The 12,711-nt window shown below is 66.2% G+C and carries 2 protein-coding genes; both read right to left on the minus strand.

Going from position 1 to position 12,711, the window contains the following annotated elements:
* Nucleotides 1–52 precede the first annotated feature (52 nt).
* Nucleotides 53–10,963, minus strand: a complete 10,911-nt coding sequence (locus ACI3K3_RS03220; RefSeq protein ID WP_404912013.1) for an Ig-like domain-containing protein — start codon at nt 10,961–10,963, stop codon at nt 53–55.
* A 351-nt stretch (nt 10,964–11,314) separates the two neighbouring features.
* Nucleotides 11,315–12,703, minus strand: a complete 1,389-nt coding sequence (locus tag ACI3K3_RS03225; RefSeq protein WP_404912015.1) for an MFS transporter — start codon at nt 12,701–12,703, stop codon at nt 11,315–11,317.
* Nucleotides 12,704–12,711 lie beyond the last annotated feature (8 nt).

The following is a 12,711-nucleotide window of genomic DNA, read 5'->3' on the forward strand; positions in this document are numbered from 1 at the left end:
AATGCAGGAGGGGCGCGAGACCAATGGTCTTGCGCCCCTTTCTGTTTACGGCCTAGACAACCACCAGCACTGGATGGTCGACATAAATGCTGGTCGAGCCCAGGGTATAGTGGTTGTACGCTTCGCCGTTTATCACCGTCTGGCCTTGCAGGATCGCGCCCGTCATCGTGACACGGTCGGCGCCATCGCCGGTGACGGTCAGTTGCCGGCCTTCGTCCGTAGCGCGGAGAACGCCGGCCTCGGTAAGGGTGATCTGCCGTCCGCCATCGCCCAGGCCCAGGTCGATCCGTTCGATGTTCTGGATATTGGCCACCGCGTCGAGATTGAGCACGGCCCCCGTCCCGCTGTCGATCAACAGCGTGTCGGTACCCGCGCCGCCGTCGATCAGAGTATCCGCCGCATCATAGACCAGGGTGTCGTTGCCTGTCCCGCCGCTGAGCGCGTCTGCGCCGGTGCCGCCGCGCAGCAGATCGTTGCCGGCGTTGCCGTTGAGGGTGTCGTTGCCGCCATAGCCGTAGAGCCGGTCGCTACCTGCCCCGCCCGTCAGAGTGTTGGCTCCGGACGTTCCCTCGAAGATGTTGGACGAACCGCTGGCGTTCAACAGGCTGACGTCGAGCAACGATCCGGTCGAGGCAGAGGCCTGAAGCCCGGCCATGTCGGTAGCGGTGATCGAGGTGGAATTGAGCACGTCGAGACCCAGCAGCGACAGGTTCTGCTGGAAATGGACGGTGTTCAGCAGCTCGTTGACGGCCAGGTTGTCCATCGCGCCGCCGTTCAGCGCAGTGATGGTGAGCGTCGACGAAGGGCCGAGAATACCGAAGATGCCCGACGAATTCGTCACCTGGATGTGCAATCCCAGCTCAGCCGCGAGGGCAGTGGAAGCGGTCAGGGTATAGGCCCCCAGCGACAGCGCCAGGACAGGCGCATAGCGGACTTGCACGGTCTTCAGATTGTTGTTCGGGTCCACCGCCGTAAGCGACTGTGTGCTGAGATCGAGGAGGTTGAGCGCTTCCAACCCGACCAGACCGAGCAGCGCCGTGCCGGAGGCCTGAACCATCGGTGCCTGCTCCGGCACGGCGGTGATGTTCAGGGCGTGCGCGGCGCTGCTGCCGATGTTGCCCGCCGCATCCACGATCCGGACCGCCACGGCATGTGATCCCACCGACATGTTGCCAAGGCCGTAGAGCCAGGTCTGGCCTGAAACCGCCGCACCGATCCACGCCCCCCCGTCGATTTGAACCTGCACGATTTCGCCCGACCCGAGAGACGCGCTGAGCGTGCCGCCCACGGTGGGACTGCGATCGTATGTGCTCCAGTCCCCCGCGGTTCCCGTGTCCGTGACGAGCGTGGTGATCGCCACGGTCGCAGCGGGCGGGGTCCGGTCCAGGGCCATCGCATAAGCGTTGGAAGCCGAACTGGCATTGCCCGCGGCATCGACCGCCACGGCAGTGAAGCTGTGCAGACCGTCGCTCAGTGCCGTAGCCGGAGTGAACGTCCAGGTGCTCGCGCCGTTAGCCGTGGTCGTCCCCAGCGGCACGCCGTTATCGTAGACGATGACCGTGGTATTGGCAGGCCCCGTTCCGATCAATTGCGGCGCCGAATCGTTGGAACTCGCACCATTGGCGACCGTGCCGGTGACCGGCGCCACGTCGTCGACGATCGAAGTGATCACCGGCGCCGATTGAGCGGAAGTATCGACGGTCACCATGAAGCTGTTGGAAACGCTCCCGGCATTGCCCGCGGCATCCGTGGCCGTTGCGGTGAAAGTGTAGGAACCTTCGCTGAGAGGACTGGCGGGCGTGAAGGTCCAGTTGCCGCCGGAGTCGACCTGGGTCGTGCCCAGCGCCGTGCCGTTCGCCGCAATGCTTACGGTCGAGCCCGCTTCGGCGGTGCCGCGCAGCAATGGCAGCGTGTCGTTCGTCACGCCGCCATTGGCGACCTGCCCCTGGATCGAGCCGATATCGTCGATGAGGCTGCCGATCACCGGCGCTGCCGGTGGGCTGGTATCGACCCAGATCAGGAACGTCGCGGAAGCCGGGCCCTGGTTGCCCACCGCGTCGGTCGCTCTTGCGGTGAAACTGTGTTCGCCGGGGGACAGGGGCGTGGATGGCGTGAAGCTCCACGCGCCGGATGCATTGGCAGCGGTAGTGCCCAGCAATGTCCCGCCTTCGTAGATCGATACCAGGCTATTGGCCTCGGCCGAGCCTGCCAAAGTCGGCAAAGTATCGTCGGTCGGCGCGCCATTGGCGATGTTACCGGTTCGCGGGCCCGTGTCGTCGGTGATGGTGGAGATCGTCGGCGCCGCCGGTGGCGTGCTGTCCACGGTGACGATATAGGCGGTCGAGACGGCGCTAACGTTGCCCGCCGGATCGCCCGCGGTGGCGGTGAAGCTGTGCGGGCCGTCCGGGAGGCCCGATGGCGGCGTGAAGCTCCATGCGCCCGTGCCGCTGGCCAGGGTCGTGCCCAGCAGCGCGCCGTTGTTGTAGATCGAAACGATCGCATTGGCTTCCGCCGTTCCGGAAAGCGACGGCGCGCCGTCGTCGGTAGCGCCGCCGTTGGCGACCGTACCCTGGATGGCGCCCACGTCGTCGCCGGCACTGACGATCACCGGTGCGGATGGCGCTGCGATATCGACGACTATCGGGAAGACGGGCGTCGCCACGCTGACATTGCCGACGGCATCGGTGGCCGTGACGGTGAGCGAATGCGGCCCACTGGCGAGAGGCGCGAGTGGCGTGACGCTCCAGTTCCCGGTGCCGCTGGCCGTCGTCGAGCCGATCAGCGTTGCACCGTCATAGAGACTTATCACCGCATTCGCCTCGGCCGTACCGCTCAAGCTCGGGCGCGTATCGTCGGTCGTCGCCCCTAATGCGAGGTTCCCCTGGATCACGCCGACATCGTCGGTCACCGATACCACCACGGGCACGGCAGGCGCGGCATTGTCGACGGTGATCGCATAAGTGTTGGATACAAGGCTCTGATTGCCCGCCGCGTCGGTGGCGATGGCGGTGAGGACATGCCCCCCTCCCGCTAGATCGGTGGGCAGTGTGAAGTTCCAGACGCCTGCCCCGTCACTGCCGGTCGTGCCGAGCAGGTTTGCGCCTTCGTAGATCGAAATGGTGACGTTGGCCGCTGCCGTGCCGGTCAGCGTGGGCCGGGTATCGTCGGTGCTGCCGCCGGAAGCTATGGAACCCTGGATCGTTCCCAGATCATCTAGGGCATTGGAAATCACGGGGGCAGCGGGAGCGCCTGTGATGACCGTCAGCGCAAACGGGGCCGACGCCGCGCTCAGATTGCCCAAGGGGTCCGTCGCCGTGATCGTGAAGGAATGGACGCCGTCGGTCAGGGGCGCGGCTGGCGTGAACGACCATTGACCAAACAAATCGGCAGTCGCGGTCCCGAGCAGGATACCCCAGTCGTAAACGGTGACGGTCGCGCCACCTTCCGTGGTGCCAAAAAGGGTCGGCGTGGCATCGTCAGTGGCGCCACCGCTTCCCACTGGCCCGACGGTTGGACCTGCATTGTCAAAGGCCGTCGCGATTGCGGGCGTGGCTGGCGGTGTGCGGTCGATCGTGGTGGAGGCGGGCGGCGACGCGTTGCCCGCTGCATCGATTGCCGTGGCACTGACCACCGTTCCTCCCGCAAGAGGCGATGACGGCGCATAGGACCATCTACCGGTGCCATCGGCGGCCACTGAAACGTCGATAACAGTGTCACCGTCCAGATCGAGCCCTACCGTCGCATTGGCTTCGGCCGTCCCGGTCAGGACCGAACCATTGCTGGCGTCGATCGATGGCGGCGCCGGAGGGGCGGTATCGACGCCGAAGCTCAGCGGCGCGCTGTTGAGGCTCTGGCGGCCGCCTTCGCTGGCGGTAGCCGTTATGCTGTGCGGGCCGTCAGCAAGCGGTGAGGACGGGGTGAACGTCCACACGCCACCCGGGTCCGCCAGGGTCGTGCCGATCGCAAGGCCGTTGTCGTAGATCGTCACCAGCGCGTTGGCCTGTGCGGTGCCGGAAATCTCCGGCGTCGGGTCGTCGGTCGATCCGTTGGCTCCGATCGGTCCCTGCGAAGTGCCCACGTTATCTGCCACCGTGGGCGTAGGCGGAATGGGTGGCGGCGTGGTGTTTATCGCGGCGTTCACCATTTCGACATTAGCGAGCGAGCGATTTCCCGCCGGGTCCACGGCTATCGCGGAAACGATCTGACCATCGAACAGCGGCGGCACGAAGGTCACGCTCCATTGGCCGAAGCTGTCCACCGTGGCTGTGGCCTCAGGCACAATGTCTCCGTCCAGGTGCAGTTCGATCGTCGCTCCCGGATCGCCGGTGCCCGATACGGTCACCCCATCTGTAGGGTTGAGCAACGGCGTGTTCGGCTGGGTAATGTCTATCTCTATCTCGTAAGCCGGGGATTCAGGGCTGACATTGCCCGCGTCGTCGGTGGCGGTAACGGTGAAGACATAGTTTCCCGGCGCCAGTGTGGGCGTGAAAGACCAGGCCCCGTTACCGGCAGCAACTGTTGTCGTGAACAAGGTGCCGTTGACGTAGAGGCTGACGGTCGTCCCGGATTCCGCGGTACCTTCGATCAGGGGCTGCGTGTCGTTCGTGGAGCCGCCATCGGCCACCACGCCCGGTTGCGGCGCGGTGTCGTCCACCACCTGCTGGATAAGCGGTGCAGGCGGGGCATTGGTGTCCAGCGTGAACAGGAACGGCGCGGAGGCGGGGCCAGTGTTGCCGGACGGGTCGGTGGCTGTCACCGTGATGCTGTGCGCGGTACCGGGCAGCGGCGCACTCGGCGTGAACGTCCAGACGCCGAGATTGTCCGCCAGCGTCGTTCCGATCGGCACGCCGTTGTCCAGGATCGTCACCAGGCTGCCGACGTCCGCCGTTCCAGTAAACTCCGGCTGGCTGTCGTTGGTGGCTCCGCCATCAGCGACAGGCCCCTGATCGGGAGCTACGTTGTCGGTCACCGTCCCCAGACTGGGCATGCCGGGAGGTGCCGCATCGATGACGGTGATGGTCTTCGAGGAAACATTGCCCACCGCGTCCCCGGCGGTAATCGCCACGGTCGTTCCGTGAGGCAGGGGACCGGGCAGGACATAGCTCCATTGGCCTGCTCCGTTGGCCTGGACCTGTGCTTCGACGATGTCGTCATTGCCGATATCGATGCTGATCAAGGCATCGGGCTCGGCCGTTCCCGAAAGGACGGTCTGCCCATTGCCGGGATCGACCACCGGCGGCGCGGGCGGCAATGCGTCTATGGTGAAGGTGAAGGGCGCGGAAACAGGCCCGGTATTGCCGGCCAGATCCGTAGCGCGGACCGTGATGACCTGCAATCCGTCCGCCAACGGAGGGGCGAAACGCCAGTTGCCGAAACCATCCGCGAGCGTCGTGGCAACCTCGATCCCATTGGCGAAGATCGTGATCGTGGCGTCGGCCTCCGCCGTGCCGATAATCTCGGGAGTGGGATCGTTGGTCACGTCGCCCGGATTGACGGTGCCGGTGATGCCTGGCGCATTGTCCGTAACCGTAACGATGTTCGGCGCGATCGGCGCCGAGGTATCCACGGTGACGCTATAGCTGTTGGAAACGCCGCTGACATAGCCGGTTGCGCTGGTGGCGATGGCCGTCAATAGATGGGTCGCGTTCCCGAGCGGTACTGCCGGTATCAGGCTCCAGTTCCCGGCACCGTCCGCAGTGGTCGATCCGATCGGATTGCCATCTGCATAGACGACGATCGTGGCATTCGCGGCCGAGGTTCCGACAATGGCAGGCTGGGGATCGTCCGTTCGTCCTCCGGTGGCTACCGTGCCCTGCGTTGCGCCGATATCGTCGGTCAGGCCGGTGATGACCGGCGGCGCCGGCGTGCCGATATCGACCGTAAGAGTATAGCTGGGCGATGCCGGGCCCAGGTTACCCGTGGCGTCCGTCGCCCGCGCCGTGAAGACATGAGCGCCCGGTAACAGCGGCGTGGTGATGGCCAGGCTCCAGATGCCGGTAGCGCTTGCAAGGGCCTGTCCTATGGGCAAGCCATTGTCGAAAACCGTGACCGTGGTGCCCGGCTCCGCCGTGCCCGTCAGCAGGGGCAAGACGTCGTCCGTCGCACCGCCGCTCGCGACGGTTCCCATTTGCGGCCCCTGGTCGTCCACTGCGCCAACGATGGTCGGAGCGACCGGCGGCGTCCTGTCGATCACCAGACTGCGGGTTGCCGAGGTATTGCCGGCCTCGTCGACGGCCGTGGCGATGACCGTCGCACCGTCCGGCAGAAGGCCCGCTGGTGTGTAGGTCCAGACGCCGGAACCATTGGCCGTCACTTGCGTGTCCACGGTGCCGTTGCCGTCCAGATCGAGATTGATCGTCGCGTCCGGTTCTGCGGTTCCGCTCAAACTGGCACCCGTACTGGGCGCGATGACCGGCGCGGCGGGCGCGGCCGTGTCTATCGTCAGGGTGAAGCTTGCGGACGCGCCGCTTGCGTTTCCGGCTGCATCCGTGGCGATGGCGGTGAAGACATGCGTTCCCTGCGTCAGCGCCGGACTGGGGAAGAAGCTCCAGTTGCCCGTCTCTCCGGCGGCCGCCGTGCCCACGATGACGCCATTATCGAAGATCGTGATTTTCGAGCGTGGCTCGGCCGTGCCGGAGAAAATGGGAACCGCGTCGTCGGTAACGGCGTCGCCCAGCAGGACTCCCTGCCGCGATCCCACGTTGTCGAACGCCGATACGAATGCCGGAGGCGGCGGCGGCGTCGTGTCTACGGTGATGAGGTAGGGAGACGAAAGCACGCTTTCCGTGCCTGCCGTATTGGAGCTGCGCGCGGTGTAAGAGTAAGTGCCCTGCGAGAGCGGCGCGGATGGGGTATAACGCCAGATGCCGAGTTGGTCGGCCGCTATCGTTGCCATTTCCACTCCGCCGCGCAGGATCGTTACGCTGGCATTGGGATCGGCCGTGCCGATGAGGCTGGGCTGGGTATCGTTCGTAGTGCCACCGCTGGCGACGAATCCCTGTTCCGTGCCGATATTGTCCGATGCGCCCTGGATAGCCGGGGCATCCGGTGCCCCGCTGACGATGGTCACGGCGTAGGCGGCGGACTGCGCGCTGACATTGCCGGCGCCATCGGTGGCGGTGACGACGAAATTGTGATTGCCCTCATCCAGCGGCGCGGATGGCGTGAAGCTCCATGCGCCACTGTCGTTCGCTGCCGTGGTGCCCAGAAGTACGCCGTTGTCGTAGATCGATACGAGCGCCCCGTTCTCCGCCGTGCCGGTAAGCGAAGGGCGCGTGTCGTCCGTCGAACCGGCGGGCGCCACCGTGCCCTGCGTGTCTCCGAAATCGTCTGCAACAGAAGTGATGGATGGAGCGGCGGGCGCGATGCTGTCGATGGTCAGGACGAAGGGGGCGGATGCGGAACTGGCATTGCCGACCGCATCGGTTGCCGTGATCGTGAACGAATGCGGCCCTTGCGCCAGTTGGAGGCTGGGCGTGAACGTCCAGATCCCCCCCACGTCCGCGACGGCCATGCCCAGCAGAGAACCGCCGTCGAACACCGACACGACCGAGCCCGGATCGGCCGTCCCGGAGAGGGCCGGTTGCCTGTCATCGGTGGATGCGCCGCTGGCCAGGGTGCCCTGGTTCTGGCCAACGTCGTCCGTTGCCGATGCGAACGTGGGGGTTGCGGGTGGTTGACGATCGATGGTGACGGAGCTTGCGGTAGAGGCATTGCCCGCCGCGTCGATCGCCGTTGCGGTAACGATGGTGCCGTTCGCAAGAGGCGTGGCGGGCACGTAAGTCCATATGCCGCTGCCATCGGCCTGCACGGTCTGGTCTACCGTGCCGTTGCCGTCCAGATCAAGGGCGACGGTAACCCCCGCCTCTGCAAGACCGCGAAGAAGCGCGCCGTTGGACGCTGCGATATCGGGCGCGGCGGGGGGTGTGGTGTCGATGGTAACGACGAACGGAGACGAGGGCATGCTTTCGTTGCCCAGGCCGTCCGTGGCCGTGGCGGCAAGGTTGTGGACGCCTTCCGAAAGGACCGGCGCGAAGCTCCACGCGCCCGTACCATCCGCCACCGTGGAGCCGATCAGGACGCCATTGTCATAGATCGAAACGATTGCTCCAGCCTCGGCGCTGCCTGCCAGGAGTGGTGTCGTATCGTCGCTGCTGTCTCCGCTGGACAGCGTCCCCTGCCCTGCGCCGCGATCATCGGTGAGCGATCCGATCTGCGGAATGGGCGGCGGAGTGCTGTCGATGGCACTGTCCACCGTTCCCGTGGCCGGGCCGGAAGAATTGCCCGCCGTGTCGCGAGCGACCACGCTGACGAGCGTTCCGTTGGCAAGGCCCGGTGTGAACGTCACGCTCCAGCGTCCGTCGATAGCGGCGGTGGTGGTGGCATCGGGGGTGCCATCGCCATTCGTATCCACCGCAATTTCCGCACCCGCTTCGGCGAGGCCTGAAACGGTAACGCCATCCGTGGGGTTCAGCGTCGGGGCAGAGGGCGGCGTGAGATCCAGAGTCACGGCATAACCGGACGACGGGCCGCCGGCCTGCCCCGCAGGGTCGAGCGAAGTGACTGAAAACAGATGGCTGCCTTCGGCCAGAGTGGGCGTGGCGAAGCTCCAGTTGCCCGCGCTGTCGGCAAGGGCAGTGCCCAGCACGAGGGCGCCATCGCGGATGGTGACGGTGGAATCGGCGGGAGCCGTTCCCGTCAGGACGAGCGTGGGATCGTTGCTCGTCCCACCGCTGGCTACGAATCCGGTCGAGCCTGCCAGATCGTCGATCGCGGCATCGATGATGGGCGCAAGCGGCGCTTGCGCATTGATCACCAGAGTTGCGACGGGCGAGCGGTTGCCCGCCGCATCGATCGCCGTCACGCTGACGGTCGTTCCGTCCGGAATCAGGCTGCCGGGAACATAGCTCCAGTTCCCGTCTGGATCGGCCTGGACAACGGCATCCACCGTGCCGTCATTATCCAGGTCGATGGCGAGTTCGGCACCGGGTTCGGCGGTGCCGCCCAGCCCGGCACCCGTGCTCGGGGCGATGGTGGGCGTTGCGGGAGGAATGGTATCGACCGTGAACAGGAAGGGCTGCGACGGCGCGCTCTCGTTACCATCGGCATCGGTGGCCGTGAATGTCAGGCTGTGGGCCCCTTCCGCCAGCGCGGTTGGCGGCGTGAAAGTCCAGTCTCCGCCAAGGCCTACGCTGGCGGAACCGATGGGCTCGCCATTGTCGTAGACGGTTATCGTCGCCCCAGGTTCTGCGCCCGATCCGGAGATGAGAGGCGTGGCATCGTCCGTAACACCGCCAGCGCCGAAGTTGCCCAGGATCGCGCCAGCGTCGTCGGAAGCCGTGATCCCGGCCGGGACGCCGGGAGGTGTGGTGTCTATGCTGACGTCCACGGTTACGGCCGCCGCCGGCGAGGCGTTGCCCGCGACGTCCCGGGCGACCACGCCCACGACGGTGCCGTCGGCCGGAGGCTCTGCCAATGTGACGGCCCAGCCGCCTTGGGCATCGGCTTTCGTGGCAAGGTCGGCCTCGCCGTCGCCATCGATATCGAGTTCCACCGTGGAGCCCGGCTCGGCCGTACCGGAGAGGGTGACGCCGTCGGTCGGATTGACCTGCGGCGTGGCCGGCGCGATGGAATCGACGGTGAAGGTGAACGCGGGTGAGGACCCGCTGGCATTTCCAGCGGCATCGGTGGCCGTGACTGTCAGCGCGTGATTGCCTTCCGAGAGCGGCGCGGGCGGCGTGAAGCTCCAGGCCCCGGCAGCGTCGGCCGTCGCGGTGCCGATCAGGAGGCCGTTGTCGTAAACGGCTATTACGGCTCCGGCTTCGGCCGTGCCCTGGATCCTGGGCTGGCGATCGTCGGTCACGCCGCCGTTTGCGACGGTGCCGAGGATCACCCCAGCGTCGTCCACAAGCCCACCGATCGCCGGTACCGCCGGCGCCGTGAGGTCGATCGTCAGCGATGCCGGTGGACTGACGTTGCCGACGGCATCCGTTGCCGTGACGGTGACCGTGGTGCCGTCCGCCAGCGGGGAGGTCGGCGTATAGCGCCAACGGCCTTGCGCATCCGCTGTAACGGTCGCATCGGCCTTGCCGTCGCCATTGAGATCGATCGAGACGACAGCACCGGCTTCCGCCGTGCCGGTGAGCACGGTGCCGTCGCCAGGATCGATGGAAGGCCTTGCAGGAGGCGCCGCATCCACCACGATCCGTGTCGCAAGCGAAGCGTTGCCCGCCGCGTCAACGGCCGTCACGCTGACCGCAACGCCGTTGGCAAGAGCCGCGGGGGGCGTATAGCTCCACTTGCCGTCGGTGCCTGCGGTGACGGTGGCGTCCACCGTGCCGTCGCCATTGATGTCGATCCGGACGGACGATCCCGGCTCGGCCGTGCCTGCCAGCGTCTTGCCGTTGCTGGCGGCTACCGTGGGCGCGGCGGGCGGCGTGGTGTCGGCGGGAGGTGTGGGGCTGCCGCCATGATGGCGCCCGCTCGATATCGCCGCGACGGCGCCACCGGCGGCGAGCGCTCCGAGCCCGATCAGCGCAGCATTGCTCAGACCCAGGACGCCGCCGCCCGCACCTGCTGCGCCACCCGCTGCGGCAGTGCTTTCCGCTGCGACGGGCGTAACCTGATAGGACAGTGTCTCGATGGAGGTGTCGCCCGCCGCGAAGCAGGCGCCCTCGCCCAGGTTCACCAGCCACTGCGCGGCACTTTCAGGATCGGAAAGGACCAACTGGTCCGGATCGCCAGCCGCACAGGCGAAATAGTCCTGGAGCCGAATGGCCGAGCCGTCCGCGAAACGAATGACCAGATCGTCGCCTTCCCGCACCATTGCCGAGACGGAAGACGGCACCGCCCCCACCTGCACCTGCGAGCCGGGCTCCACGGGAACCAGCGTGGTGCCATCGCCGGCCACGGCGGTCTTCACGGCCTTGGTCGCACGGTTGGTGATTTCGACACGCTTGTCCATCAGACGTCTCCCAACGATATGAATGGCAACCTTTCTCGGGGCGCTTCACGTCACGTCTGGAATTCGGCCTTCCGACCTGGAAACTGCCCCGGGAAACTGGAAACACGGCTATTCGGCAAGCGGCACGGCGAAGCGCTGGGCCGCTCTGGAGATTTGGGAATGAAGATCATGCAAGGCGTTGATTGCGATCGGGACTTCAACCGGTTCTCGATAAGTTCGGCGCCGCGCCGCGAACAGATGTTTCCATTCCGGAACGGACCAAAGCGCCGCAGATAGGCGCCTGCCGATCAGGCCTTGTCGCTCAACGAATCGTGATGAACAGCGCCGCGCGACTGCTGCGAGGGCTGGGAATTATTGCGCCGATAAAGATGTTTCAGCCTTGCGAGGACGCGGGATTTCGACACCCGTCGCGACACTTGCACGAATCCGCCGCTCCTTCAGCAAGGCCAGACCGGCCAGCCCCGCCACGACCGAGGGCATGGCATAGGCCAGGCGAATGGCGAGACCTGCGGCCGAAGTCGATGGCGCCCCTGCCTGAAAGCCGGAGGCACCGATCAGCCACAGTCCCAGGCCAGGACCAAGCCCCATGGCCAGCTTCAGGGTCACGCTGGACAAGGCGTAGTAGCTTGCCGACATGCGCGCAGCCCCGTTTTCGGAGCCGTTCCTTTCAGCCACGTCGGCGACCATGGCGCGCAACAGCATGTAGTCGATTCCGCAGGTAAGGCCCCGAAGCATGAGGAACAGGCCGAAGAGGGCCGCGTTCCCGTTGGGAACCCAGAGGACGATCGGCATCGTCAGCGCCTGCCAGCCGAACCCGATCGCCAGCACGCGCTTGCGTCCGACACGGTCGGCAACGGCGGCCCAGAGCGGCACGGCAAACAGTGCCATGACGGGCTGGATCAGCATGAACGTCGCGCCCTGCCCCTTGACGCCCAGCACCGGTTCAGCAAGAAAGAGGAAGGTGCTGGCCGTCGACGCATCGGCCATGCCGCACAGCAGATAGAGCGCCAGGATCTTCCGCATCGCCGGATCGCGGACCATCGCGGCGATCAGGATCGCAAGCGCGGGGCGCGCGGACCTTGGCAACCGGGCCGGCAGTGTCGGCTCCCGGAACGATAGAAGCACCGCCAGGACGGTGATCGGCGCGAAGACCGCAATGATCCAGCCGAAAGTCGTGGCGAGTGCGCTTATGTCGAACCCGAAGCGGCGTTCCAGCAGGCCGATCATCGCCAGCATCCCGATCGAGCCGAACACGCCGAACCAGACTTTCGCGCCCATGATGCGGGTCCGCTCCCGCTCATCGTCCGAAAGCTCCAGACCCCACCCTCCGTGCGGCGTGACGATGAGCGAATAGCCCATGTGGAGCAGCAGGCTTGCTCCGACCACGCGCAGGATCCCCGCCCCGGGCGGCGCCAGGAACAGCAGCAGCGCACCGATCGGCACCAGCACCGCGCCGGCCAGCATCCATGGCGCGCGTCGTCCGAAACGCGTGCGCATGTTGTCGCTCGCCCAGCCGAGCACGACATCCGCCACCGCGTCGAGCACGCGAACGCCCAGCATCAGCGATCCCACCAGCGCGAGGGTCAAGCCCACGCTTTGGGCGAGAAAAGCGGGCAGATAGGCGCGCCAGGCCAGTTCCACTGCCTGAAACAACAGCACCGGCAGCGAGAACACGGCGAGCCCGGCAAACCCGAGGCTGCCGGACGTGCGCCGCGCGCGCGATGAAATGCCAGGATACACGCGCGAGC

The sequence above is a fragment of the Novosphingobium sp. ZW T3_23 genome, from assembly GCF_044987305.1.
Classification (GTDB): domain Bacteria; phylum Pseudomonadota; class Alphaproteobacteria; order Sphingomonadales; family Sphingomonadaceae; genus Novosphingobium.

What these genes read in the sequence shown, in the direction of transcription:
- ACI3K3_RS03220 (WP_404912013.1), bottom strand. Translation starts at nt 10,963, where the DNA reads ATGGACAAGCGTGTCGAAATCACCAACCGTGCGACCAAGGCCGTGAAG.